Consider the following 24,272-nt stretch of genomic DNA (forward strand, 5'->3'; position numbering starts at 1 on the left):
CTTTGTTGATACCAGTTCGCAATTTGCGCTGAAGCGGCCCAAGCCATGATTAAACAACGCACACTGAAAAATATTATCCGTGCCACAGGTGTAGGCCTGCATTCCGGGGAGAAGGTATACCTGACCCTCAAGCCTGCACCTATCGACACCGGCATTGTGTTTTGTCGTGCCGACCTCGACCCTGTGGTGCAAATTCCTGCCCGCGCGGAAAACGTTGGTGAAACCACGATGTCGACCACATTGGTCAGTGGTGACACCAAAGTGGATACGGTGGAGCACTTGCTCTCGGCCATGGCTGGCCTGGGCATCGATAACGCCTACGTCGAGCTCTCCGCGTCCGAAGTTCCGATCATGGATGGTAGCGCTGGACCGTTCGTATTCCTGATTCAATCGGCCGGCCTGGAAGAACAGGACGCCGCCAAGAAGTTCATCCGGATCCTGCGGGAAGTGACAGTGGAAGACGGCGACAAGCGCGCCACTTTCGTCCCTTTCGAAGGCTTCAAAGTGAGCTTCGAGATCGATTTCGATCACCCGGTTTTCCGTGACCGCATACAAAGTGCAAGCGTGGATTTTTCCAGTACTTCGTTCGTAAAAGAAGTCAGCCGCGCCCGTACCTTTGGTTTCATGAGTGATATCGAGTACCTGCGCAAGCACAACCTCGCACTCGGCGGCAGCGTTGAAAACGCTATTGTGGTCGACGCGGATGGTGTACTGAACGAAGACGGCCTTCGCTATGAAGACGAATTCGTGAAGCACAAGATCCTCGACGCAATTGGTGACCTCTACCTGCTGGGCAATAGCCTGATTGGTGAGTTCAAGGGCTTCAAGTCCGGGCATGCATTGAACAACCAGCTGCTGCGCAAGTTGATTGAGCAGACAGATGCTTGGGAAGTCGTGACTTTCGAAGACGCCAGCACTGCACCGATCTCTTACATGCGCCCTGTTGCGGCCGTGTAAGCAAAAAACCTCTCTAGTTTTTAAGGGCTGCCTTTGGGTGGCCTTTTTTTATGTCCCGGTTTTGGTGGCTCACTGGCCCCTTCGCGAGCAGGCTCGCTCCTACAGTAAACCGAGTCCACCTGTGGGAGCGAGCCTGCTCGCGAAGGGGCCATAGAGGGCACCACCACTTTTCAATCAGTGGCAATCACCCGATTGCGCCCGCTTTCCTTCGCCAGATACAGCGCCTTGTCCGCTGCAAACAGCAACTGCTCGAGGCTGGTATCGGTGCTCGTGGTCCAGGTGCTGATACCAATACTGACAGTAATCGGCGATTCAATGCCTGCCACGAACGGCAATTGTTCCACCGCAACGCGGATGTGTTCTGCAATCTGCTGCGCACCCGCGCTGTCCGTTTCCGCCAGGATCACCGAAAATTCCTCACCCCCGTAACGGGCGACCAGATCCGCCGGTCGCCGCACGTTCTCGGAGATCACCTGGGCCAAGGCGCGCAAGGCATCGTCACCGGCCTGATGGCCATGCTGATCGTTAAAGGCCTTGAAATGGTCGGCATCGATCATCAGCAGCGACAGTGGTTTGCCGGAGCGTTGGGCGCGAAACCATTCATGGCGCAGGGTTTGGTCCAGCGTCCGGCGATTGGCTACACCGGTCAAGGCATCAGTGGCCGCCAACTGCTCCAATTCCTGTTCGGCGTTGTAGCGCAGACTCAGCTCCCGACAGAGCAACAGGCTCAGCCATAGCAGACCCATGCACAACACGCCGGTGGCACCGCTGATCACGATCGCCGTGCGCTCCCAGGTGGCGAGCACTTCATCGCTGGACAGGGCGACAATCACCGTCAGGGGCAGGTTGCCGACCCTGGAAAAGGTGTATAGGCGTTGCTTATGGTCAACGCTCGATAGGCTGCTGAAGCTGCCGTTGCCCTCACGCAGGACACGCATGACGTTGGGGCTGTTGACGAATTTTTTGCCGATTGCGTCGTTTTCCAGGAATGGCTTTCTCGCGAGCAAAATACCGTCGTCATTGATGATGTTCAGCGTGCTGCCAGTGCCAATGTTCAGGCTGTTGAACAACTGGTCGAAATAACTCAGGCGCATGGAGGCCACCGCCACTCCCAGAAACTCACCGGTGGGCGAGGAGATGCGCCGGCTGAAACTGATCTGCCATTCGTTGCTGTCTTCGCAGTCGCACTGGGGCTTGAACGGTCGACTGATGAACATACCTGTGTCGCGATTGGAGGCATGAGCGAGGAAGTCGTCTCGATCAGCGAAATTGCCTGGTTTGGGCTCTATCGACGACGAGTCAGCCAGCACCTCGCCGTGCTTGCCCAGCAACAGAACGTCGCCCTTGAAGCGTGCGGTGGTGGAGCGGTCGAACAGCACCAAATGGCGGATTTGCGGTGAAACCTGTTTCAGATCATCTCGTTGCGCGGCAGCAATCAGGCCTTGCAGGGTCAAGTCGTAAAGTTCAACGGTGCGCAGGACATCGGCATCGATCAGCTGGGCGATGGTGGTTGCGCTGCGCGTGGCTTCCTGTTCGGCGTTGGCGTGTTCGCGGATCAATAGGAAAGCCACGATGCCGAGAATGGCGATGACGGTCAGCGAACTGCCAAGGATCACCATAACCTCAGGTCGCCCGGTTCTGGCTGAAACGTAGCGGGGACGGCTTGCGGTCATGGGACTGATGCCTTCCTAAGGCTCGGAGGGGCCTTTTGCAGGTTGAAGCTTAGAAGACATTGAACGGGTAGTCGACGAATGCTCGCATAACGAAAAAAAGCCGCTGATAGCAGCGGCTTTGAAGACAATGGTACAAGGGGAAGAGCCCCTGGACCGTGTCGAGAAAACGGAGTGGTCGTCAGATCAGCTGTCTTTTTCAGTTGGACATCTTTAAGACCTTCTGGCTTGGCAAGTGCTGTTTGGTTCGGGCAAAGATAAGAGGGTTTGGAGAAGGGAAAAAGAGCGGATCCATGAAAGGACTGTTGCGGCTAGAGCAACAGTAAGTCGCATAACGCCGCACCTGTAGCAGCTGGCGAAGCCTGCGTTCGGCTGCGTAGCAGTCGTGAAATCAGGCGATGCGGTCTATCAGATAAATCGGGTGTGCAGGGTTTGCGACTGCTGCGCAGCCGAACGCAGGCTTCGCCAGCTGCTACGGGATCGGGTGCAGTTCTGGTGTCGAGTAAGGCGTCAGACGGGCAGATGAATCCCGAACGTATTCATCCCGTGATCACTGCGCACAAACACGTCCCCGCCATGCATCAGCGCAATCGCCTTGACGATCGCCAACCCCAGGCCGTGGTTATTGCCGCTGTTGCTGCGCGATGCATCAACCCGATAAAAACGCTCGAACAGGCGCGACAGATGTTCGCTGGCTATCGGTAAACCCGGGTTCGCGACACCAATGCTGACCTGATGCGCCTCAACCTCAATTCGTACCTCAATCACCTGACCTGGCTCGGTGTGCTGCACCGCGTTGCTGAGCAGATTGATCAACGCGCGGCGCAGATGAGCGATTTCGATCCGCACCTGCGCATCACCGCTGACCTGCACCTGAACCTGGGCGTCTTCAAGAATGAAATCCAGATACTCCAGCGTCGTTGCCACTTCATCCGCCAGCGAGGTGGACGTCAGTTTGGTGGCCTTGCTGCCCTGGTCGGCGCTGGCGAGGAACAGCATGTCGTTGATGATTGAACGCAGTCGCTCAAGCTCCTCAAGGTTCGATTGCAGTACTTCGAAATAATGTTCCGCCGAGCGCCCGCGAGTCAGCGCGACTTGGGTCTGGCCAATCAGATTGGTCAGTGGCGAACGCAGTTCGTGGGCGACGTCCGCGTTGAACGATTCAAGACGCGAATAAGCCTGTTCGACCCGCTCCAGCGTGGAGTTGAACGAGTTGACGAACTGATTGAGTTCCGGCGGCAGTGAAGACAACCGCAAGCGTCCGGAGCGCAATGGAGGGGCCAGTCGCTGGGCTTCCTGGGACAGTTTGATCAGCGGCTTGAGGCCAATCCGCGCCACCCAATACCCCAGGGCCGAGGCCAGCAGTACGCCGATGATCGCCAGGCTGATCAGGGCAATCAGTAAGTGGTGTTGAGTCTGCAAAAACGTCTCGGTGTCGATGCCGATCATGAATCGCAGCGGTGGTCGCTGGTCCTTGGCCGGGAACTGGCTGACCAGCACCTTCAAGGGGTAAGGGTGATCCGGCAGCTTCAGGTCACGCATGCCCAGCGGCCCTTGCGCAAAGGTGCGAATCTGCGGCGTCAGGTTACCGTACTCGTAGTTGGGATCGCCGCTGATGATCCAGAAACTGATGCGCCGGTCTTCTTCGCCGAGCAACTTGAGCTTGTTGTTGATCTTCACCCAATGCTCGGGTGTGCCAAAACGGCCGACGGTGGATTCGAGCACGCTGTAGCGCGCATCCAGCTCCGCCTCGGGCAGCAAACCCAAGCCTTTATCGACCTGTTGATACAGCGCCCAGCCGATCAACAGGAACACCAGCAGCGCCACCAGCGTGAACATTCCACTGAGACGCAGGGCAATGGAATTACTGGACACAGCGGCTCTCCAGCACATAACCCATGCCACGAATCGTGTGCAGCAGTTTTTCGTCGAACGGCCCGTCGAGCTTGGCGCGCAGGCGTTTTATCGCCACTTCGACGACGTTGGCGTCGCTGTCAAAATTGATGTCCCAGACCATTTCGGCGATGGCGGTTTTCGAAAGGATTTCACCTTGCCGACGTGCCAGGACACTGAGCAGCGAGAACTCCTTGGCGGTCAGGTCCAGGCGCGTACCGGCCCGGGTGGCTTTACGGCTGATCAAATCTATCCACAGGTCGGCGATGGTCACTTGCACCGGTTCGTGGCCGCCGCTGCGCCGGGTCAACGCCTGCAGGCGCGCCACCAGTTCGAGGAAGGAAAACGGCTTGCCGAGGTAATCGTCGGCGCCGTCGCGCAAGCCTTTGATGCGGTCCTCCACACGCTCTCGGGCGGTGAGCATGATCACCGGGGTTTGCTTGCGCGCACGCAAGGCGCGCAGTACGCCGAAGCCGTCGAGGCCTGGCAGCATGACGTCGAGGACGATCACCGCGTAGTCGCTTTCCAATGCCAGGTGCAACCCTTCAATGCCGTCCCGGGCCAGGTCCACGGTGTAACCCTGTTCCGTCAGGCCGCGGTGCAAATAGTCCGCGGTTTTTTCCTCGTCTTCGATAATCAGAACGCGCATGACCCCGCCTCAGTCTGTGTTCGCCAGCGCCGGTATCGGAGCTGGTTTTGGCCGATGGAAAAGCCGCTCGAGCCACAAGTATATGACCGGAGTGGTGAACAGCGTCAGCGCCTGGCTGACCAGCAAGCCACCGACGACCGCGATCCCCAAGGGTTGGCGCAGTTCGGCGCCGGTGCCATAGCCGAGCATCAGCGGCAAGGCGCCGAGCAGGGCGGCGAGGGTGGTCATGATGATTGGCCGGAACCGCGTGATACACGCCTGGAAAATCGCCTCTTCCGGCGACAAGCCTCCCTTGCGTTGTGCGTCGAGGGCGAAGTCGATCATCAGGATGCCGTTTTTCTTCACGATGCCGATCAGCAACACCAATCCGATCAGCGCCATGATCGAGAAGTCCTGGCCACAGATCCACAACATGATCACTGCCCCGAGCCCCGCCGACGGCAGGGTCGAGATGATGGTCAACGGGTGGACGAAGCTCTCATAGAGCACGCCAAGAATGATGTACACCGCCACCAGCGCCGCCAGAATCAGCCATGGCTGGCTGGCCAGAGAACTCTGGAACGCCTGGGCCGCGCCCTGGAAGTTGCCGCTGATGGCAGCCGGCATGCCGATGTCAATCTTGGCCTGGTTGAGCATGATCACGGCATCGCCCAGCGCGACGCCGGGCGCCAGATTGAAGGACAGGTTGGCGGCCGGGAACATCCCGTCATGGGCGATGGACAATGGGCCAATGGTCGGCGCATCTAATTTGGCCAAGGCCGACAGCGGCACCATTTCGCCGCTCAGGGGGGAGCGCAGGTAGAAATAGTTGAGGCTTTCAGCCTTGCCGCGCTGCTTGGTATCGAGCTCGAGGATCACGTTGTACTGGTTGATCTGGGTCTGGAATTCGTTGATTTGCCGCTGGCCAAATGCATCGTACAGCGCTTCGTCGACATCGCTGGCGGTCAGGCCGAAACGTGCGGCGGCACTGCGGTCGATGCTGATGTGGGTGATGCTGCCGCCCAGTTGCAAGTCATTGGAAATATCCCGGAACGCCGGGTTGCTGCGCAGTTTTTCCGTCAGGCGTTGGGTCCAGGTGCTGAGGGTCGGACCATCGTTACTCTTGAGCACGTATTGGTATTGCGCGCGGCTCGGGCCGGAGCTGAGGTTGATGTCCTGGCCAGCGCGCAGGTAGAGCACGATACCGGGGACTTTCATCAGTTGCGGGCGAATCCGGTCGATGAACTGGCTGGCCGAAACGTCACGGTCACCGCGGCTTTTCAACGTGATCCAGAATCGACCGTTGGCAATGGTCTGGTTGCTGCCCGAGACGCCGACCGAGTGGGAAAACGCCTGTACCGCCGGATCCGCGGCGACGATTTCAGCCATCGCCAGGTGTTTTTTCACCATGTCGCCGTAGGAAATATCGGCAGCCGCTTCGGTGGTGCCGAGGATGAAGCCGGTGTCCTGCACCGGGAAGAAGCCTTTCGGAATGAAGATGTAACCGGCAATGGCCAAACCGAGTGACAGGCCAAACACGCCGATCATCAATTTCTGATGGTTAAGGGCGCGACGCAAAAGTTTTTCATAGCCGCCCAGCAAGCGTTCACCGAACGTTGGTTTGCTGTGAGCATGATGCACGGGTGCACGCATAAATAGCGCGGCCAGGGTCGGCGCCAACGTTAACGACACCACCACCGAAATCAAGATGGTCGAGGTGGCGGTCAGTGCGAATTCCTTGAACAGCCGCCCGACCACACCGCCCATGAACAGCAGCGGAATGAACGCCGCCACCAACGAGAAACTGATCGAAACCACGGTGAAGCCGATCTCGCCGGCGCCTTTGATCGCCGCCTCGCGCATGCCGTCGCCGGCCTCCAGGTGGCGGTGAATGTTCTCCACCACCACAATCGCGTCGTCCACCACAAACCCGACGGCGACGACAATCGCCACCAGGGTCAGGTTGTTCAGGCTGAAACCCATGATGTACATCAGGGCGAAACTGGCGGTCAGCGAAACGCCGAGCACCGCCGACACGATCATCGTCGCCGACCATTGGCGCAGGAACAGCGCCATCACCGCCACCACCAGCATGATCGCGATCAGCAGGGTGATTTCCACTTCATGCAGGGACGCACGAATGGTTTGCGTGCGGTCGATCAGCACTTTGACTTGCACCGAGGCTGGCAGCATGGCTTCCAGCGCGGGCAGGGCCGCCTGAATACGATCCACGGTCTCGACAATATTGGCCCCCGGTTGCCGGGAAATCACCAGGTTGACCCCCGGTTGATCGCCGGCCCAGGCCTGAACGTAAGCATTTTCCGAGCCGTCGACGACGTTGGCCACATCCTTGAGATGAACCGGTGCACCGTTCTTGTAGGAAACGATCAGCTGACTGTATTCGTCGGGGTGGAACAACTGGTCGTTGGTGGACAGGGTCGAGATGCTCGATTCGCCATACAGCGCACCTTTGGCCAGATTGAGACTCGTCTGCTGGATCGCCAGGCGAATGTCCGCCAGCGTCAGGCCAATGGCCGCCAGTTTATCGGCTGACGCCTGAACGCGAATCGCCGGACGTTGCTGACCGGTGATGTTGATTTGGCCTACGCCGTCGATCTGGCTGATCTGACGCGACAGTAAGGTTTCCACCAGGTCACTGAGTTCGGTGCCGGGCATCTGGGTCGAGCTGACGCTGAGGATCAACACCGGGCTGTCGGCCGGGTTGACCTTCCTCCAGGTCGGCAGGGTCGGCATGTCCTTGGGCAGTTTGCCGGCGGCGGTGTTGATCGCGGCCTGGACTTCCTGGGCGGCGGTATCAATGCTTTTATCGAGGGTGAATTGCAGCGTCAGGATGGTCGAGCCGAGGGCGCTGCTTGAGGTCATCTGGGTCATGCCGGGAATGGCACTGAATTGCACTTCAAGCGGCGTGGCCACCGATGACGCCATGGTATCCGGGCTGGCACCGGGCAGTTGCGCGGTGACCTGTATGGTCGGGAACTCGGCTTCCGGCAGCGGCGCAATCGGCAGGCGCGGGAAGGCGATGACGCCGAGCAGTACCAGGGCAAAGGTCAGCAGGACAGTGGCCACCGGGTGGTCGATACACCAGGCGGAGATCGAGCCATGGCCCTTCATTGCTCCATCTCCGACTGGACAACCTGCGGCGGATCGCTCAGCACCTGGACGGTCGAGCCTGGTTTGAGCCGCGACTGGCCGTCACTGACCAGTTGGTCGCCGGCCTGCACGCCTTTAATGATGTTCAGGCCGCTGTCCTGATAGACCATTTGCACAGGGACGGTTTCGACCTTGTCGCCTTTGACGCGGTAGACGAAATGTTGATCGAGCCCGCGCTGTACGACGGTGGGCGGTACGACCAGCGCATCTTTATCCAGCGCTGTCTGAATCTTTACCGTCACCAGCAGCCCTGGCCAGAGTTTCTGCCCGGGATTGTTGAATTCAGCCTTGGCCCGGATGGTCCCGGTATTGGCGTTGATCTGGTTGTCGATCAATGTCAGGTGGCCTTCACCCAACAGGTTGCCGGTTTCACCGTCAGTGTCGGCACCAATGTAGGCCTTGACCTGGGCGTGTTGCGGATCGCTGATCAGGCCTTGCAGGATCGGTAGCATTTGCTGTGGCAGGGAGAACTCCACGGCGATCGGGTCGATCTGGGTCACCGTGAACAGCCCTTGAGCGTCGGTCATGCGCAGAAAGTTACCTTCGTCCACGGTACGAATACCGACGCGACCGGTGACCGGAGAGTGAATCTGAGTGTAGGAAAGCTGCACCTGAGCGGCGTCGATTGAGGCCTGATTGCCTTGGGCAGTGGCTTTGAGCTGGTTGACCAGGGCTTGTTGCTGGTCGTAGGTCTGCTTGGAAACGCCGTCGTCCACGCTCAGTAGTTTGTAGCGCCGGAGATTGACCTGGGCCACTTGCAGTTGCGCCAGGCTTTCACCCAATTGGGCCCGGGTCTGGTCGAGGCTGGCGCGGATCGAACGGTCGTCGATGGTGGCCAACAAATCGCCTTTGTTCACCAGTTGGCCTTCTTTGACCAGGATTTTGGTCAGGATGCCGTCGATTTGCGGTCGGACCACGACGCTGTGCAGGGACAGCACTGAACCGATGCCGCTGACGTAGCGGGGGACGTCTTTTTTGACAACGTTGACCACGCGCACCGGGATGGCCGTCGGCGCGGCGAGTTTGGCCGTGGTGGGTTTAGCGAGATACCACCCGCCCAGCGCAACCAACACGATCAGAAAGGCTGCGAGAAGGACTTTTTTTTTCTGAGTTCGCATGCGAGTGGGGCGCCGGGGCTGGGTGGTCGGGAGTTGGGGCAGGTTTATACCTTCCCTTATAAACCTGTTCGACGGTCAGGAAGGTGACTGCTAACTGACGGCGCTGTCAGTTTGGAAGCCTGATTATTTTTGCGAAACATTTGCGTACACCACAGTCCCCCGCAGGAGCTGGCTTGCTGGCCAGGGCGACTAAGCTGATCAAAGATATTTTCCTATGGCCTAATACAGAGGGGGTGATCCATGAGCGATGCTGGAGTGCTCTTGAAATGAAGCGGAAAAACGTAATTTCGAGTGTGCTGTTGTTCATACCTCTGGCGGTATCCGCTGCGCCGCAAACGGTGTCGGGCGGTGTGCATTTTGTCGGGCAGATCGTCAATTCGGGATGTGCGGTGAGTCATACGGGGCCGGCGCAGTTTGCCGAGTCGCAACGTATCCAGGTGGCATCCGGTTTGGATCTGGACGTGGATGCCTATCGCAATGTCTGCAGCCACGGTCCGATACCTTTTTCGACGGCTTTCGAGTCGTTGAAGGCAGATGAGGCCAGTGTTGATTCGACACCTGAAAAAGGTGTCGTCACCGTCACCTACTTGTAAGGCCGTGCCGCTGCCGCCATCGCGAGCAGGCTCGCTCCCACAGTAGGATCTGCGTCGAACACGAATCTGTGTGCGTGTGCTATGGAGATCAGCGGTGGGAGCGAGCCTGCTCGCGATGCGGCCATCAAAGACAACTCATCGCCTGGATCAGGCCGCCTGGCGAGGGCGGCATTCCGACGATGGCGGTGTCAGGTGGGAACCGGTTCCCGGCGGACTACCCGCATGCCGGCGTTTTCATACAACCGCTGCGCCCGAAGATTGTCTTCCAGCACTTTCAAATCCACAAAGCCTTCGCGTCTCAGCTGAAACACATTGAATGCATTCAGCAGCAACGCTCGCCCCAAACCTCGTTCCTGAGCCCGCGGATGCACCACCAGACTCTTGATGTAGGCGCTGGTCCAGCACTGGCACACGCCAACGATGCCTTGGGCATCCAGCGCGATGAAACACAGGGTCGGATCGTATTCGGGATCGGTTTCAAATCGCCGTTGCCACACGTCCAGAGCCGGTACGCGACCCCCTCCTTGCAGATAGCCCAGTTCCATCAAGCGATGAACGTCTTCTGCCAGTTCGGGACGGTATTGGGTCAGGACGATCCCTTGGGGCCAGGTGATCGCGGGCACAGTTTCAGCGAGGCTGCGCCGCATCAGAAAGCAGAATTTTTCGACCAACACTCAATGACCTTGTTCGGCGACTGCCTTGGCCGCTTCAATCAGGCACTTGGTCAGTTCAGGGGAGGAGAACTTGGTCAGCACTCCGTTCGCACCGGCAAGACGGGCCTTTTCGCTGTTCATCGCGCTATCCAGCGAGGTATGGAGCAACACATAGAGGTGCGCGAAATCCGGGGTTTCACGCAATGTGCGGGTGAAGGCATAGCCGTCCATCTCGGACATTTCGATGTCCGACACGATCAGATTGATCTGCTGCGCCGTGCCTTGGAGGTCCAGCAAGCAATCGATGGCTTCCTTGGCGCTGCGGGCGGTGTGACATTGCAGCCCGAGGTTGCGCAAGGTGTGTACCGATTGTTGCAGCGCTGTCTGACTGTCATCGACCACCAGAATCCGTGCGTGACCCAACACCTCGGCGTCTTCCATGCTGAGTTCGGTCGGGGCCATTTCGATCTGTACCGGAGCGATGCCGTGGATCACTTTTTCGATGTCCAGCACTTGCACCAACGTGCCGTCCACGGAGGTCACGCCGGTGATATACGAACGCACGCCGCCAGAGCCAAAGGGCGGCGGACGGATGTCGGTGGTCAGGCAATGGACGATCTTGCTCACCGCTTGAACGTGTAAGCCTTGTTTGGAGCGGCTGATGTCCGTGACGATCAGGCAGCCACCGTTCGGATCTTCCAGGGGGCGTTCGCCGATGGCACGACTCAGGTCGATGACTGACAACGAGGCGCCGCGCAGGGTGGCGATGCCTTTGACGTGAGGGTGCGACTCGGGGAGCTTGGTCAGCGGCGGGCAGGGGATGATTTCACTGACTTTCAGCAGGTTGATTGCCATCAGTTTGCCGCTGCGCAAGGTAAACAGCAGAAGCGAAAGTGAGTCTGCGCGGGCTTTGTTGGAAGACATAAAAACCTTCTCTGGAAAAGGTGATGGGCGAATAAGGGGATCGCCAACAGCTATCGATGCCAGGTTATCGACTTGTTGGGGGCAGGCTTTAGGAATATTCCCCTGATGTCCACAGGATTGAAAAAGCCCCGCCTCTTCAAAAGAGCGCGGGGCTTTTTATTATCTCGAGTTTAGCTGTCGCTAACTTACTCTTCGCCCATCTGCGATTGCAGATAGTTCTCAAGACCGACTTTATCGATCAGGCCCAGTTGGGTTTCCAGCCAGTCGATGTGTTCCTCTTCGGACTCCAGAATATCCTCCAGCAGTTCGCGGCTACCGTAGTCGCCCACTGTTTCGCAGTGAGCGATGGCTACTTTGAGATCGGCGTGGCCGGTACGCTCGATGCGCAGGTCGCATTCAAGCATTTCCTGGGTGTGTTCGCCGATCTGCAGCTTGCCCAGGTCCTGGACATTGGGCAGGCCTTCAAGGAACAGGATGCGCTTGATCAGCTTGTCTGCGTGCTTCATCTCGTCGATGGATTCGTGGTACTCGTGCTTGCCCAGCTTGTTCAGGCCCCAATCTTCGTACATGCGCGCATGCAGGAAGTATTGATTGATCGCGACCAGCTCATTGGCAAGGATCTTGTTGAGATGCTGGATGACTGTAATGTCGCCTTTCATGATGGGGTCCTGCCCTGTATTAGCTGTCAATAAGGCTGAGTTTGAGCTGCCAAATTTTGGGTGTCAAACCTAAGTTATTGAAACTTAAGTGAAAATTAATCGGAATAAGAATGTTTGTGTTCCGCGTCTTGCCTATAAGCAATTGATTTTCAGGCATAAAAAAACCGGACATGAGTCCGGTTCTTTGAAATCAGGGTATTTATGCGGCTGTAAATTCAACTGGAAAAGGTATCGCCGCCTGGGCCGATTGCAATTTGGTCAGGGTCTCGCGGACAACGTCCTTGGCGAGGCAGGCACATTTGCCGCATTGACTCGCAACGCCAGTGGCCTGACGGACTTCCTTATAGCTGCAGCAACCTTCATAGATTGCATCGCGGATTTGACCGTCGGTGACGCCAGTGCAGAGACAAACATACATAAGTGAAAACCGTCGCTGGTTGTGACTCAATTGCGATGGATCTTAATGTTAACGAGAATGATTGTCAAAGTGGTTTCCAGGACCTTTACGGCATATAGGCGTGTGACTGACGAACGGTTTTCCTGCAGGTGATCCGCGTCGACCCGTAACGGATGCTTTTTTGGACAGGTCAAACACGCAGTGTATGATGACCGGTCTTTGCAAAACCGGTTCGTGTCACAGGGCTGTCGCCTGAGGGTGGCAGGCTGAGGCGAGCCCGGTTCTTCACGTCTTTACACCAGGAGATATCCAATGAGCGTACTCGTAGGCAAACAAGCCCCAGACTTCACCGTCCCGGCCGTACTCGGCAATGGCGAGATCGTAGACAGCTACACCCTGTCCTCGGCCATCAAAGGCAAATACGGCCTGGTGTTCTTCTACCCACTGGACTTCACTTTCGTTTGCCCGTCCGAGCTGATCGCTCTGGACCACCGCATGGAAGACTTCAAGGCACGCAACGTTGAAGTGATCGCTGTTTCGATCGACTCTCACTTCACCCACAACGCCTGGCGCAACACCCCGATCAATGCCGGTGGCATCGGTCAGGTTCAGTACGTCATGGCTGCCGACATGAAGCACGAAATCGCCAAGGCCTACGACGTTGAGTCCGCAGACGGCGTGGCCTTCCGTGGCGCGTTCCTGATCGACGACAAAGGTGTCGTTCGCTCGCAGATCGTCAACGACCTGCCACTGGGCCGTAACATGGAAGAGCTGATCCGTCTGGTCGATGCTCTGCAATTCCACGAAGAGCACGGCGAAGTTTGCCCTGCCAACTGGAAAAAAGGCGACAAGGGCATGACTGCTTCGCCAGAAGGTGTTGCAGCTTACCTGACCGAGAACGCTGGCAAGCTGTAAGCCAAGCGTCAGGCATAAAAAAACCGGCCGTTGAGGCCGGTTTTTTTATGGGCGGGATACTGCAATCCCTGTAGGAGCGAGCTTGCTCGCGATGGACGTGAACGATGACGCGTACTGTCTGGGAAAATGCGCCGCCCTTAAATTCATCGCGAGCAAGCTCGCTCCTACACACACAACTCAGTCGTTGAAGTCTTCCCAGCCGCCCATTTGTTTCCAGCGATTGACGATGCCGCAGAACAACTCGGCCGTCTTCTCTGTGTCGTAGCGAGCCGAGTGAGCCTCGCGACCGTCGAAGTCGATATCGGCGGCCTGACAGGCCTTGGCCAGTACGGTTTGACCGTAAGCCAGCCCCGCCAATGTCGCGGTATCGAAACTGGAGAATGGATGAAACGGGTTGCGTTTCATGTCCAGGCGCGCGACGGCGGCATTAAGGAAACCCAGATCGAAGCTGCTGTTATGCCCGACCAGAATCGCCCGTTTGCAGCCGTTCGATTTCAACGCCTTGCGAATGCCACGGAAAATATCGGTCAGTGCGGCTTCTTCGCTCACCGCCATGCGCAACGGGTGATCCAGTTTGATTCCGGTGAATTCCAGCGCGGCTGCTTCGATGTTCGCGCCTTCAAAGGGTTCTACACGGAAGAAGTAGGTGTGATCGGGATACACGAACCCTTTTTCGTCCATGGCGATGGTGGTCGCAGCGATTTCCAGCAAGGCGTCAGTGGCAGAGTTGAAACCGCCGGTTTCAACATCGACAACAACGGGCAGGTATCCACGGAAGCGAGCTGCCATCGGGTGACGCGAGCCACCTCCGCCGCCTTGACCGTCCTGTTCGTCGTCGAAATGGTCTTCACTCACGCGTGTTCCTCCAGCAGGCGCCAGCGCAGTTTTTCACCGGCGCGCAGCGGGATTACGGTCAGCTCGCCAAATGGCAGGCTGGTAGGGGTGGTCCACTCTTCGCGGACCAGGGTAATTCGATCGGTGTTCACCGGCAGGCCGTAGAAGCGCGGACCGTTCAGGCTGGCGAAGGCTTCGAGCTTGTCCAGCGCGTTGCGCTGTTCGAAGGCCTCGGCATACATCTCGATCGCCGCGTAAGCGGTGTAGCAACCGGCGCAACCACAAGCCGCTTCTTTGGCGTGCTGGGCGTGTGGGGCCGAGTCGGTGCCCAGGAAGAATTTCTCGCTACCGCTGGTGGCGGCGTCGAGCAGGGCTTCCTGATGCGTATTGCGCTTGAGAATCGGCAGGCAATAGAAGTGCGGCCGAATCCCGCCCACCAGCATGTGGTTGCGGTTGTACAGCAGGTGATGAGCGGTGATGGTTGCGCCGACGTTGGCCGCAGCCTCGTTGACGAACTGCACGGCATCCGCGGTGGTGATGTGTTCGAACACGACTTTGAGTGTCGGGAAGCGCTCGACCACCCGACGCATGTGCTCATCGATGAAGATTTTTTCGCGGTCGAACACGTCGACATCGCCGCGGGTGACCTCTCCGTGAACCAACAAGGGCATCCCGACTTCGGCCATGGCCTCAAGTGCAGGGAAAATCTTGTCGATGCTGGTGACACCGGAGTCCGAGTTGGTGGTCGCGCCGGCCGGGTACAGCTTGGCGGCGTGAATGAAACCGCTGGCCTTGGCCTCGCGAATTTCTTCGGGCTGTGTGCGGTCGGTCAGGTACAGCACCATCAACGGTTCGAAGCGACTGCCGGCCGGGCGCGCAGCGAGAATCCGCTGGCGATAGCCGTCGGCTTCAGCGGCGTTACGCACCGGAGGTACCAGGTTGGGCATGATGATGGCGCGACCAAAGGTGCGCGCAACATCCGCAACGGTATTGGTCAACACGGCACCATCGCGAAGATGAATGTGCCAGTCGTCGGGACGCAGCAGGGTCAGGCGGTCGGACATGAGGGGATTCCAGGCGGGTCAAACTCAGGGGAATGCTACCGGAAAAGACTCTTGCAGGCACTCGCTATCAAGTTTTGCAGGAAGCTTCCGATATCCAACAGGTATGCCGTAAACATGTGTGTGTCGGTCTTTTTGTTGTAGAAGCCAGTGGAGCCTCCCGTGCGCCAGCGTTATTTAGCCTTGCTCAGTGTGTTTGCCAGCCTTCCTGCGATGGCGCTCACTTTCCAGACCCGTCTGGAGAGCATCGAGTGGACGGTCGAAGGTGACAAGTTCGAGTGCCGCTTGACGCAGCCGATCACCGATTTCGGTTCGGGGGAGTTCGTGCGTCGCGCCGGCGAGCAGGCGATATTTCGTCTGAAGGCCTACAACGCGATGATTGGCGGTGGTTCGGCGACCTTGCTGGCGGCCGCCGCACCTTGGCAGCCAGGGCGTGGCGACATCAACTTGGGCTCCGTGCAAATCGGCAGCGGCAATGTATTGTTCAACAGTTCGCAAGTTCAGGCCGGGCGCTTGATCAGTGGCCTGATGGACGGTCGCAGTCCACTGATTCGACACTCCTCCGGCGACGGGCGGGTGTCTGAAGTACGCCTGTTACCCGTCAAATTCAGCAAGGCCTTCAATGATTACCAAAGTTGTGTGGCGAAACTGCTGCCGAAGAATTTCGAACAGGTCAAACAGTCCGAGATAGGTTTTCCGGGTGAAAGCATAGAGTTGAACCCGCAGGCCAAGGCGCAGTTGCAGGTTATGCTGGAGTTCATGAAGGCTGATCCAACGGTCAACCATATCGAACTCGATGGCCACTCCGACAACAGCGGCAACCGCCTGACCAACCGTGAATTGTCACGCCGCCGGGCATTGGCGGTGATGGACTATTTCAAGGCCAATGGCATTCAGGAGTCGCAGATCACCCTGCGCTTCCACGGTGAGCGATACCCGTTGGCGCCGAACACCAATGCGGCCAACCGGGCGAAGAATCGCCGGGTCGCCGTGCGCCTGGAGCGGGTGGCGCCGACCGAGAAAGTCGCGCCTCAAGCCACGGCACCGGGCAGCACCCCGGCGACCTCCTGAACCCGCTGTAATCGTCGCTCACTCGACATAATCTGTCGCTTCGTCGTCATAAGCTGTCGCGCCTCTGTAAATTATTCTGCATGCCCGGTAAACTCGACGGCTTTCCGTAGAACCCCGTGGAGTGATGGCATGGCGGACGTAAACAAGGTCGTTCTGGCGTATTCCGGCGGCCTGGACACTTCGGTGATCCTCAAGTGGCTGCAGGATACTTATAACTGTGAAGTCGTGACCTTCACCGCTGACCTGGGTCAGGGCGAAGAGGTCGAACCTGCACGCGCCAAGGCTCAGGCCATGGGCGTCAAAGAGATCTACATCGACGACTTGCGCGAAGAATTCGTACGCGATTTCGTTTTCCCGATGTTCCGCGCCAACACCGTTTACGAAGGCGAGTACCTGCTGGGTACTTCCATCGCTCGTCCGTTGATCGCCAAACGCCTGATCGAAATTGCCAACGAAACCGGCGCTGACGCCATTTCTCATGGCGCCACCGGCAAAGGCAACGACCAGGTTCGTTTCGAACTGGGCGCCTACGCCTTGAAGCCGGGTGTGAAAGTGATCGCTCCGTGGCGTGAATGGGACTTGCTCTCCCGTGAAAAGCTGATGGATTACGCTGAAAAGCACAACATCCCTATCGAGCGTCACGGCAAGAAAAAATCCCCGTACTCCATGGATGCCAACCTGCTGCACATCTCCTATGAAGGCGGTGTGCTGGAAGACACCTGGACCGAGCACGAAGAAGACATGTGGAAATGGACCGTCTCCCCGGAGAAGGCTCCTGACAAAGCGCAGTACCTGGAACTGACCTACCGCAACGGCGACATCGTCGCACTGGACGGCGTCGAAATGTCCCCGGCCACCGTGCTGGCGACCCTGAACCGTATCGGCGGCGAACACGGCATCGGCCGTCTCGACATCGTTGAGAACCGTTACGTGGGCATGAAGTCCCGTGGCTGCTACGAAACCCCAGGCGGCACCATCATGTTGCGCGCTCACCGTGCGATCGAATCGATCACGCTGGACCGCGAAGTCGCTCACCTCAAAGATGAGCTGATGCCGAAATACGCCAGCCTGATCTACACCGGTTACTGGTGGAGCCCTGAGCGTCTGATGCTGCAACAGATGATCGATGCGTCCCAGGCACACGTGAACGGCGTTGTGCGCCTGAAGCTGTACAAGGGCAACGTGATCGTCACGGGTCGCAAGTCTGACGAGTCGTTGTTCGACGCCAACATCGCAACCTTCGAAGAAGATGGCGGCGCCTACAACCAGGCCGACGCGGCGGGCTTCATCAAGCTCAACGCCTTGCGCATGCGTATCGCGGCGAACAAAGGCCGGAAGCTGTTCTGAGACCTTTGAGACTGTAGAGCGAATAGAATGTGTGGCCCGTCGTCGACGTGGCCACACATTTGAAAAGGGAGATGTTCTACCTGTCCTGCGATTTAGCGTTTTTCCGGTTTCTTTCAAGTCCTCCTGACAATCCCTCAAACGCTATTGATTGTTGCGTTTCTTAGGGGTTTTTGAATTTTTCAATGTGCTCTCCTTCAGTTTCTCCTCCGGTATGGCGTCATTGTCCGGACGCTCAGCCCTGTCCATGACTTTTATGAAATGCTTTCCCTTTTCAAAATCAGAGGGTGCGTAAAGCGATCGGTAGTTGAAGTTGAGCGTGGCGAAGAAAAGTAAAATCAAATAATAAGGAAAGCTGATCAGGAACCAGATGTAGATGTCTCTTTCGTCATCGTCCAGGAAAGGCAGTGAGAGAGCCGCCGATGTTTCAGACAGTGTTGCGAATATCGCGATGACGGTCATGGGGTTGGTAATTGTTTGGTTGAATCTTTTCATATTTTATACTCATGTAATTTTGTCTTTTCTCGAATGGTTAATGGGTGATTGTTGTGGGGCGGAATTATTAATATAGTAGGTTTGTATTGAGTTGTTCTGTCTTGTCTTTTTTAAGGTAATAAAAATTCCGAAGAGTGTGGGTGCTCGCTCGGTTTGGTTTTTTATAATGTTCGGGTTTTGTTTTTTTGCTGTAAGAGTAAGTGGATAATGGGTGTGTGATATTTCTGGTATAAATGTTGAATTGGTAAATATCGGTTACTTTTAAGGCCTGTTCTATAATTTGTGCCTGTCGAATCACCCTGATCAAGCGGGTGCTACTTCGTTTTAGGGTTATAAGTTGATACAAAAAACTGGTCAGTAGAGAAATGCCGTCAGTCTGAAAAAGTTTTCGGCGCCGCGTTTTCGAAGATTTTTTGTAGGAAAGATCCGTATTGTTTGTAGGGAATGTCTCTCGGTGTGGGGGCGCGGGGGGCGCGGCATGCCAGGGGGGAAACGACTAGGCTATTGTGCGGGCTCTAAAAATTCGAACAGCGAAATTGGACTTGCCCATGAATAAAGTGCTGATCGTGGATGATCACCCCGTCATTCGTCTTGCGGTACGTATGCTAATGGAGCGTCATGGCTACGAGGTCATTGCAGAAACAGATAATGGCGTGGATGCATTGCAACTGGCGCGTGAATATATGCCGGATATTGTCATTCTCGATATTGGGATACCGAAACTGGATGGGCTGGAAGTCATTGCGCGTCTGACATCGGCAGCGATGCCAATGAAAGTGCTGATATTGACTTCCCAGGCACCGGGGCATTTTTCCATGCGTTGCATGCAGTCGGGTGCTGCGGGATATGTCTGCAAACAGCAGGACCTTACTGAATTACTAAGTGCAATAAAGGCAGTACTGTCAGGCTACAGTTACTTTCCGAACCAAGCCTTGCATACCGTGCGCTCCAGTCTGGGGAATGCCAGTGAAGCCGATATGGTGGATCGTCTATCAGGGCGGGAAATGATGGTCTTGCAACAGTTGGCGCGAGGCAAGACGAACAAAGAGATTGCCGATGGAATGTTCCTCAGCAATAAAACCGTCAGTACTTACAAGACTCGGCTGTTGTTGAAACTCAATGCTCGTTCCTTGGTCGACCTGATCGAGTTGGCTCAGCGCAATGGTCTGGTGTGATTGCGTCAGCATTTGGCACTTAGTAAAAAGCCTCCGTTTCGGGAGGCTTTCAGGTGTCATAGATCAAAATCGTAATCGGCCAATTGCTTTTGCAGTCGGCGCTCCTCCAGCAGATTGTCGATGGTACGGCGTTTGCTCAGGTTGGTCTTCGCCACCTCAACCGCCGGTTCAGCGTCATCGGCCTCAACGGGGGTGAAGTCGTCTTCTACGTCCAATTGCTCTTTGCCAGTGCTCATAGGTTAACTCCAGGCTAAGACTGCCTTTGGCGCTCCTTATATCGACAATCTCATCGCGGGTAAAAAAGATTTTTTCAATCGGTTTATCAAAAAACCTAATAGTGCCTCAATCGTCGGAGGTCTTTTGCTTGTATTCGCACAAGTCTTCGATCCGGCAACTGCCGCAGCGAGGCTTGCGGGCCAGGCAAACATAGCGTCCGTGAAGGATCAACCAGTGATGTGAATCGAGCAGGTATTGCTTGGGTACGAATTTCATCAGGTTTTTCTCAACCTCGACCACATTCTTGCCTGGCGCAATGCCGGTACGGTTGCTGACCCGGAAGATATGCGTGTCGACGGCCATGGTCAGCTGACGGAAGGCGGTATTGAGCACCACGTTGGCGGTCTTGCGGCCGACGCCGGGCAGTGCCTCCAGCTCTTCGCGGGTCTGTGGCACTTCTCCTGCGTGACGCTCCACCAACAAGCGGCACGTCTCGATCACGTTTTTCGCTTTGCTGTTGAACAGGCCGATGGTCTTTATGTACTCCGACAGCCCTTCGACGCCCAGCGCATAAATCGCCGCCGGCGTATTGGCCACCGGAAAGAGTTTGGCAGTGGCTTTGTTGACGCCGACGTCGGTCGACTGCGCCGAGAGAATCACGGCGATCAGCAATTCGAACGGCGAGGAATAGGCCAGTTCGGTCTTTGGCTCCGGGTTGTCTTCGTGAAACCTGCGGAAAATTTCCAGACGTTTTGCGGCATTCATGGGCAGTGCATTTCCTCGAAAGCGTTCAGTGTGGAGTGGTAGGGCGGGTCCAGGCCTGCCAGGCGGCGATGAGCAGGCCCAGCAAAATGAATCCGCCAGGGGCCAGGGTGACCAGGTGGAAGCTACCGTTGCCGAAGAGTTCGCGCAGCAGGCCCATGCCCACCATCAATGCGCCGAACACGCCACACAAGCGCAGGCGGTCACGCCATGCGCTCTGGAAAAACCCGGTATGTTCCAGTACGACACATTGCAGTGCGATCAATCCCGCATAGATCCCCAAGTGCTGCAGACCTTGCAGCGACCAGGCTTGCGCGGCGAGTTCCGCGCAGCTGGTCAGTGCTGCCGCCAGCAGCACACTGGCCAGCAGATGTGTGGCCGGGACCATTCGCGATCGCAAGGCGCCCATGCTCACGCCAAAGGCACTGATCACCACGATAGACATCAGCCACAGGCCCAGCGCGGTCACCCACGAGTCGGTGGCACCGATCAGCGGCGGCAGCATCAGCGAATTTTGCAGAGTCGATGACTTATTCATGGAGACTGCTCCCGATCAGCTGTTGCCGGTGCTCATCGAAGTAGCGTAACGCATCATGAATGGCGTTGATCGCTGCTCTCGAAGTAATGGTTGCGCCCGCGATCTGATCAAATTGACCCTGATCCTTTTTCAAGGCCCAGCCACTGTCGCCAGGTTCAGTTCGGGACTTGCCGGAAAAAACCTGAAGCCAGCTGTTGGGCCAGTCGGCGATTTTACCGCCCAACCCAGGCGTTTCAGATTGCTTAAGGGGTTTGACGCCCAGCAGCCTGCCGTTGATGTCGATGGCGATCAGCAAGTCGATGGAGCCTGCATAGCCCAGAGTCTGGCTGCGCAACAACACGGCGCTGGGTTGGCCGGCCTTGGTTGCGCGGTAGCCGATGAGCAGTGTGCTGTTGGCCAATGCGCTGCTGTCGAGATTGAGCGGCTGTTCCAGCGGCTGATTGTCGTAACTGTCCGAGGGCAGCAGGTCCAGCAGGTTGCGACTGTCGATCAGGCGTTGTTCGGCGGCGATGTGCGGCGCGATGGCGTGTTGTACGAGGTAGGTCGCGCTAACCCCCACGCTTGCCAGCAACACCAGCGTGACAATGCTCGACGTTCGGTTCATGGCGCACTCCGCTCTTGCCTGGCGGCGACAAACCGGTCCAGCGCCGGCACACAGAGGTTCATCAGTAACACCGCAAATGCCACGCCGTCCGGGTAACCGCCCCAGGTGCGAATCAAATAGGTCAGCAGCCCCACTCCCGCCCCGAACAACAACCGGGCCCCGGGGGCTCTTGCGCCAGACACCGGTTCCGTCACGATGAAGAATGCACCGAGCATGCTCGCGCCGGTGAACAGGTGAAACAGCGGCGAGCCATGAGAGTCGGAACCCGAGCCGTTCCAGCACAGCAGGCTGATGATGAACAGGCTGGCGAGCATGCCGACCGGCGCATGCCACGTGAATATTCGCCGTTGCAGGAGAAATGCGCCTCCGGCCAGAAACGCCAGGTTGACCCATTCCACACCACGGCCGCCGACGTGGCCGAACGCCGGGTTGCCGGCGAAGAGCTCGTCCATGGTCAGGCTTTTGTTGATCCGCAGGCTGTCCAGCGCCGTGGCCTGGGCCCAGGCATCCGGGGGCTCACTGAGGCTGAAACCGAACACCTGTTGCAAACCACCCAGCAGGTCCATGCCGTGGGATGATGGCCAATGGGTCATTTGTTGAGGAAACGTCACCAGCACCAGGGCGAAGCCGAGCATTGCCGGGTTGAAAGGGTTTTTGCCGACGCCGCCATACAGGTGCTTGCCCAATATCATGGCGAACGCCGCCGCACTGACGGTCAGCCACCACGGGCAATAAGGCGGAAGGGCCAGCGCCAGTAGCGTCGCACTGACCAGGGCGCTACCGTCGCTCAAGGTGGGTTTGAGCGCTCGCTTGCGCAACTGCAACACGGCCGCCTCAACAGCCAGTGCGGTCGCACCCGCCAGGATCAGGTTGATCAATACCCCCCAACCATACAACCCGAACAACACCAGCATCCCCGGCACAGTGGCCAGCAACACCAGCTTCATGGTCTGCTGAAGGCGTTCGTCGACCGATTCAAGGGGCGCCATAAGCATCCACCTGACGTTCGGCTTCGCTCACTGCTCCCTCCAATACTTCGATTTGTTCAGCCGACGCTTCGCTGGCTTGAGCTTTTTTAAGCGCTGCGCGGCGCATCGCCAATTGAATTTTTGCCCGATTCAGCTCCGCATTTTTTGCCGGAGCAACGGGCGTCGAGGTGGGCGGTGCACTGTTTTCCAAAGTCACCAACGCTTGCTCGGCAGCCTCGAACTGCTGTTGCAGGACGATGAGTTGCGCCTGCTGTTCAAACGTCGGCGGGTGCCCGAAGGCCTTGAGCGACTTGTTCAGTTGCGCCCGGCTCATGGCCAGATCGATCTTGGCTTTTTTCAACGCCGCATCGGCAGTGGCTGCTTTCTGAGCACGCACCCGTTCAAGTGCAGCTTGAACCGGGTCGAGGGAGGGCGCTTCACTGGGCTGCGGCACGGTGCGCTGCGCACGAGCCTGACGTTCCGCGAGTTTCTGTTCTTCCTCACGCTGCAGCCGGGCGTTGCGTTGCTCGAAACGGTGGCGCGCGTGATTGCGTTTGGCCGCGCGGGCTCGCTGTTCCTCAAGGCTGAAGGCCAAACCGCCGACAATCGGTAGCACCGTGGCCAGTGGCAACGGACGCATCTCGATGCAATCCACCGGGCAGGGCGCCACGCAGAGGTCGCAACCGGTGCATTCATCGACGATGACCGTGTGCATCAATTTAGCTGCGCCGACGATGGCGTCCACCGGGCAGGCCTGAATGCATTTGGTACAACCAATACACTCCGCTTCACGGATATAGGCAATCTGCGCCGGGGCCGAACCGCGACTTACATCCAGTTCCAGCACCGGCACTTTCAGCAAATCGGCCAGGGCCGAAATGGTTTCGCTGCCGCCCGGTGGGCACTTGTTGATTGGCTCGCCGTTGGCGATGCCTTCGGCGTAGGGTTTGCACCCGGGGTGGCCGCACTTGCCGCATTGGGTCTGCGGCAGGAGGGCGTCGATGCGTTGAATCAGACTCATGTTTTGATCAGTCCGCTGAATCCGAGAAAGGCCACTGCGATCAGACCGGCGCCGATCAGGTCGATCGGCAGGCCGCGAAAGGGCAGGGGGATATCGTTATCGACGGTGCGCTGGCGCAAGTCGCTGAACAGACTCAGCACCAGCCAGAAACCCAGCCCGGCGCCGAGGCTGAGGGCCGTAGTGTGGAAAAAACCGTTGTCGTCCTGGACATTGATCAGCGCCAGCCCGAGCACGCCGGCATTGCCGAGAAGCAGCGGCCAGAGCCCTTCGAATGAAAGCGTCGACACTACCTTCGACAGTAGCTTCAGCAGCGGCGCGATCAACGACACGCTCAGCGGCAGAAAAACGAACAGACGCAGTGACGCCAGCTCCAGTGGCACCAGCAGCCAGTGGTAGAGCGCATAGCCGAGCATGCCGACGATCAGCATCAGACACGTCGTCGCAATGCCCAGTGCATGAACTTGGCCGCGCTCACTGCTCAGTAGCGGATCGACGCCCAGCGGCCAGTGCAACACGACGTTGTTGATCAGGGCAGCGCTGATAAGCGTAAGAAGCATCTCGGTCATGATCGTGCCGGCAAGAAAAGGCCTGTCTACCTGAAGGTT

Annotated in this window: 24 protein-coding genes and 1 pseudogene; 6 read left to right on the forward strand and 19 right to left on the reverse strand. The window is 57.6% G+C overall.

Going from position 1 to position 24,272, the window contains the following annotated elements; genetic code table 11:
- Positions 1-45: 45 nt before the first annotated feature.
- Complete coding sequence (gene lpxC / locus ACM6IR_RS24190) at positions 46-957, forward strand: UDP-3-O-acyl-N-acetylglucosamine deacetylase (protein WP_414910014.1); 912 nt, start codon at positions 46-48, stop codon at positions 955-957.
- Between the two features lie 170 nt (positions 958-1,127).
- On the opposite strand, the gene ACM6IR_RS24195 is transcribed toward lpxC, so the two are convergent.
- From ACM6IR_RS24195 to ACM6IR_RS24215, 5 genes are all read right to left on the reverse strand, one after another.
- Positions 1,128-2,630, reverse strand: coding sequence for a sensor domain-containing diguanylate cyclase (locus ACM6IR_RS24195; RefSeq protein WP_414910015.1), 1,503 nt, complete (start codon positions 2,628-2,630; stop codon positions 1,128-1,130).
- Positions 2,631-3,137: 507 nt separating this feature from the next.
- Positions 3,138-4,502: a heavy metal sensor histidine kinase gene (locus tag ACM6IR_RS24200; RefSeq protein ID WP_414910016.1), complete on the reverse strand. Its 1,365-nt coding sequence runs from the start codon at positions 4,500-4,502 to the stop codon at positions 3,138-3,140.
- Positions 4,492-5,169 carry a heavy metal response regulator transcription factor gene (locus ACM6IR_RS24205; RefSeq protein ID WP_414910017.1) on the reverse strand — a complete coding sequence of 226 codons (678 nt, stop codon included), beginning with the start codon at positions 5,167-5,169 and terminating at the stop codon, positions 4,492-4,494. Before ACM6IR_RS24205 ends, ACM6IR_RS24200 begins: the two co-directional genes overlap by 11 nt.
- Before the next feature lie 9 nt (positions 5,170-5,178).
- Complete coding sequence (locus ACM6IR_RS24210; RefSeq protein WP_414910018.1) at positions 5,179-8,280, reverse strand: multidrug efflux RND transporter permease subunit; 3,102 nt, start codon at positions 8,278-8,280, stop codon at positions 5,179-5,181.
- Positions 8,277-9,437: an efflux RND transporter periplasmic adaptor subunit gene (locus ACM6IR_RS24215; protein WP_414910019.1), complete on the reverse strand. Its 1,161-nt coding sequence runs from the start codon at positions 9,435-9,437 to the stop codon at positions 8,277-8,279. Before ACM6IR_RS24215 ends, ACM6IR_RS24210 begins: the two co-directional genes overlap by 4 nt.
- 266 nt (positions 9,438-9,703) lie before the next feature.
- On the opposite strand from ACM6IR_RS24215, the gene ACM6IR_RS24220 reads away from it, so the two are divergent.
- Positions 9,704-10,030 (forward strand): type 1 fimbrial protein, encoded by a 327-nt coding sequence (locus ACM6IR_RS24220; protein ID WP_414910020.1) that lies wholly within the window; start codon positions 9,704-9,706, stop codon positions 10,028-10,030.
- 188 nt (positions 10,031-10,218) lie between these two features.
- Here the strand turns inward: ACM6IR_RS24220 and ACM6IR_RS24225 are convergent, their stop codons facing one another.
- The 4 genes from ACM6IR_RS24225 to ACM6IR_RS24240 form a co-directional block, all read right to left on the reverse strand.
- Positions 10,219-10,677, reverse strand: coding sequence for a GNAT family N-acetyltransferase (locus tag ACM6IR_RS24225; RefSeq protein WP_414910169.1), 459 nt, complete (start codon positions 10,675-10,677; stop codon positions 10,219-10,221).
- A gap of 27 nt (positions 10,678-10,704) precedes the next feature.
- Complete coding sequence (locus ACM6IR_RS24230; RefSeq protein ID WP_414910021.1) at positions 10,705-11,607, reverse strand: chemotaxis protein CheV; 903 nt, start codon at positions 11,605-11,607, stop codon at positions 10,705-10,707.
- Between the two features lie 185 nt (positions 11,608-11,792).
- Complete coding sequence (gene bfr / locus ACM6IR_RS24235) at positions 11,793-12,266, reverse strand: bacterioferritin (RefSeq protein ID WP_414910022.1); 474 nt, start codon at positions 12,264-12,266, stop codon at positions 11,793-11,795.
- 199 nt (positions 12,267-12,465) lie between these two features.
- A complete protein-coding gene (locus tag ACM6IR_RS24240) occupies positions 12,466-12,684 on the reverse strand; it encodes a bacterioferritin-associated ferredoxin (protein WP_414910023.1) in 219 nt (72 codons plus the stop codon).
- Positions 12,685-12,975: 291 nt separating this feature from the next.
- On the opposite strand from ACM6IR_RS24240, the gene ACM6IR_RS24245 reads away from it, so the two are divergent.
- Entirely contained in the window at positions 12,976-13,578 is a 603-nt protein-coding gene (locus tag ACM6IR_RS24245) for a peroxiredoxin (RefSeq protein WP_414910024.1), read from the forward strand.
- Between the two features lie 177 nt (positions 13,579-13,755).
- On the opposite strand, the gene rnt is transcribed toward ACM6IR_RS24245, so the two are convergent.
- Entirely contained in the window at positions 13,756-14,433 is a 678-nt protein-coding gene (rnt, locus tag ACM6IR_RS24250) for a ribonuclease T (RefSeq protein ID WP_201120607.1), read from the reverse strand.
- The gene (gene pyrC / locus ACM6IR_RS24255) at positions 14,430-15,476 is read right to left on the reverse strand and encodes a dihydroorotase (RefSeq protein ID WP_414910025.1); all 1,047 of its coding nucleotides are present in this window, start codon (positions 15,474-15,476) and stop codon (positions 14,430-14,432) included. The genes rnt and pyrC overlap by 4 nt, the downstream gene beginning before the upstream one ends.
- Positions 15,477-15,635: 159 nt before the next feature.
- Between pyrC and ACM6IR_RS24260 the strand changes: the two genes are divergently transcribed.
- Together ACM6IR_RS24260 and ACM6IR_RS24265 are read left to right on the forward strand one after the other, a co-directional pair.
- On the forward strand, positions 15,636-16,544 hold the full coding sequence (locus tag ACM6IR_RS24260) for a flagellar protein MotY (RefSeq protein WP_414910026.1): 909 nt from the start codon (positions 15,636-15,638) through the stop codon (positions 16,542-16,544).
- 129 nt (positions 16,545-16,673) lie between these two features.
- Positions 16,674-17,891 (forward strand): argininosuccinate synthase, encoded by a 1,218-nt coding sequence (locus tag ACM6IR_RS24265; RefSeq protein ID WP_059406294.1) that lies wholly within the window; start codon positions 16,674-16,676, stop codon positions 17,889-17,891.
- Positions 17,892-18,110: 219 nt separating this feature from the next.
- Here the strand turns inward: ACM6IR_RS24265 and ACM6IR_RS24270 are convergent.
- A pseudogene (locus tag ACM6IR_RS24270) lies at positions 18,111-18,383 on the reverse strand (hypothetical protein); the annotation flags it as partial.
- A 548-nt stretch (positions 18,384-18,931) separates the two neighbouring features.
- On the opposite strand from ACM6IR_RS24270, the gene ACM6IR_RS24275 reads away from it, so the two are divergent.
- Positions 18,932-19,558: a response regulator transcription factor gene (locus ACM6IR_RS24275; RefSeq protein ID WP_201120491.1), complete on the forward strand. Its 627-nt coding sequence runs from the start codon at positions 18,932-18,934 to the stop codon at positions 19,556-19,558.
- 56 nt (positions 19,559-19,614) lie between these two features.
- Here ACM6IR_RS24275 and ACM6IR_RS24280 read toward each other — a convergent pair whose 3' ends face one another.
- The 7 genes from ACM6IR_RS24280 to ACM6IR_RS24310 all read right to left on the reverse strand — a co-directional run bounded on the left by ACM6IR_RS24280 (position 19,615) and on the right by ACM6IR_RS24310 (position 24,233).
- Positions 19,615-19,794 carry a PA3496 family putative envelope integrity protein gene (locus ACM6IR_RS24280; protein ID WP_414910027.1) on the reverse strand — a complete coding sequence of 60 codons (180 nt, stop codon included), beginning with the start codon at positions 19,792-19,794 and terminating at the stop codon, positions 19,615-19,617.
- 106 nt (positions 19,795-19,900) lie between these two features.
- The gene (gene nth / locus ACM6IR_RS24285) at positions 19,901-20,539 is read right to left on the reverse strand and encodes an endonuclease III (protein ID WP_414910028.1); all 639 of its coding nucleotides are present in this window, start codon (positions 20,537-20,539) and stop codon (positions 19,901-19,903) included.
- A 25-nt stretch (positions 20,540-20,564) separates the two neighbouring features.
- Positions 20,565-21,074 (reverse strand): Rnf-Nqr domain containing protein, encoded by a 510-nt coding sequence (locus ACM6IR_RS24290; protein WP_414910029.1) that lies wholly within the window; start codon positions 21,072-21,074, stop codon positions 20,565-20,567.
- Positions 21,067-21,678 (reverse strand): RnfABCDGE type electron transport complex subunit G, encoded by a 612-nt coding sequence (locus tag ACM6IR_RS24295; protein WP_414910030.1) that lies wholly within the window; start codon positions 21,676-21,678, stop codon positions 21,067-21,069. Before ACM6IR_RS24295 ends, ACM6IR_RS24290 begins: the two co-directional genes overlap by 8 nt.
- Entirely contained in the window at positions 21,675-22,667 is a 993-nt protein-coding gene (locus tag ACM6IR_RS24300) for an RnfABCDGE type electron transport complex subunit D (protein WP_414910031.1), read from the reverse strand. The genes ACM6IR_RS24295 and ACM6IR_RS24300 overlap by 4 nt, the downstream gene beginning before the upstream one ends.
- Positions 22,654-23,667 carry an electron transport complex subunit RsxB gene (gene rsxB, locus ACM6IR_RS24305; RefSeq protein WP_414910032.1) on the reverse strand — a complete coding sequence of 338 codons (1,014 nt, stop codon included), beginning with the start codon at positions 23,665-23,667 and terminating at the stop codon, positions 22,654-22,656. Before rsxB ends, ACM6IR_RS24300 begins: the two co-directional genes overlap by 14 nt.
- Positions 23,664-24,233: an electron transport complex protein RnfA gene (locus tag ACM6IR_RS24310; RefSeq protein WP_414910033.1), complete on the reverse strand. Its 570-nt coding sequence runs from the start codon at positions 24,231-24,233 to the stop codon at positions 23,664-23,666. Before ACM6IR_RS24310 ends, rsxB begins: the two co-directional genes overlap by 4 nt.
- Positions 24,234-24,272 lie beyond the last annotated feature (39 nt).

Source organism: Pseudomonas sp. IT-P253 (assembly GCF_949768125.1).
Lineage (GTDB): Bacteria > Pseudomonadota > Gammaproteobacteria > Pseudomonadales > Pseudomonadaceae > Aquipseudomonas.

Coding starts and splice junctions, on each gene's coding strand:
- ACM6IR_RS24290 (WP_414910029.1), bottom strand. CDS start 21,074: ATGAATAAGTCATCGACTCTGCAAAATTCGCTGATGCTGCCGCCGCTG.
- ACM6IR_RS24275 (WP_201120491.1), top strand. CDS start 18,932: ATGAATAAAGTGCTGATCGTGGATGATCACCCCGTCATTCGTCTTGCG.
- rsxB (WP_414910032.1), bottom strand. CDS start 23,667: ATGAGTCTGATTCAACGCATCGACGCCCTCCTGCCGCAGACCCAATGC.
- lpxC (WP_414910014.1), top strand. CDS start 46: ATGATTAAACAACGCACACTGAAAAATATTATCCGTGCCACAGGTGTA.
- ACM6IR_RS24245 (WP_414910024.1), top strand. CDS start 12,976: ATGAGCGTACTCGTAGGCAAACAAGCCCCAGACTTCACCGTCCCGGCC.
- ACM6IR_RS24230 (WP_414910021.1), bottom strand. CDS start 11,607: ATGTCTTCCAACAAAGCCCGCGCAGACTCACTTTCGCTTCTGCTGTTT.
- ACM6IR_RS24280 (WP_414910027.1), bottom strand. CDS start 19,794: ATGAGCACTGGCAAAGAGCAATTGGACGTAGAAGACGACTTCACCCCC.
- ACM6IR_RS24210 (WP_414910018.1), bottom strand. CDS start 8,280: ATGAAGGGCCATGGCTCGATCTCCGCCTGGTGTATCGACCACCCGGTG.
- ACM6IR_RS24220 (WP_414910020.1), top strand. CDS start 9,704: ATGAAGCGGAAAAACGTAATTTCGAGTGTGCTGTTGTTCATACCTCTG.
- ACM6IR_RS24310 (WP_414910033.1), bottom strand. CDS start 24,233: ATGACCGAGATGCTTCTTACGCTTATCAGCGCTGCCCTGATCAACAAC.
- ACM6IR_RS24215 (WP_414910019.1), bottom strand. CDS start 9,437: ATGCGAACTCAGAAAAAAAAAGTCCTTCTCGCAGCCTTTCTGATCGTG.
- ACM6IR_RS24195 (WP_414910015.1), bottom strand. CDS start 2,630: ATGACCGCAAGCCGTCCCCGCTACGTTTCAGCCAGAACCGGGCGACCT.
- bfr (WP_414910022.1), bottom strand. CDS start 12,266: ATGAAAGGCGACATTACAGTCATCCAGCATCTCAACAAGATCCTTGCC.
- ACM6IR_RS24300 (WP_414910031.1), bottom strand. CDS start 22,667: ATGGCGCCCCTTGAATCGGTCGACGAACGCCTTCAGCAGACCATGAAG.
- pyrC (WP_414910025.1), bottom strand. CDS start 15,476: ATGTCCGACCGCCTGACCCTGCTGCGTCCCGACGACTGGCACATTCAT.
- ACM6IR_RS24225 (WP_414910169.1), bottom strand. CDS start 10,677: ATGCGGCGCAGCCTCGCTGAAACTGTGCCCGCGATCACCTGGCCCCAA.
- ACM6IR_RS24265 (WP_059406294.1), top strand. CDS start 16,674: ATGGCGGACGTAAACAAGGTCGTTCTGGCGTATTCCGGCGGCCTGGAC.
- nth (WP_414910028.1), bottom strand. CDS start 20,539: ATGAATGCCGCAAAACGTCTGGAAATTTTCCGCAGGTTTCACGAAGAC.
- ACM6IR_RS24295 (WP_414910030.1), bottom strand. CDS start 21,678: ATGAACCGAACGTCGAGCATTGTCACGCTGGTGTTGCTGGCAAGCGTG.
- ACM6IR_RS24205 (WP_414910017.1), bottom strand. CDS start 5,169: ATGCGCGTTCTGATTATCGAAGACGAGGAAAAAACCGCGGACTATTTG.
- ACM6IR_RS24240 (WP_414910023.1), bottom strand. CDS start 12,684: ATGTATGTTTGTCTCTGCACTGGCGTCACCGACGGTCAAATCCGCGAT.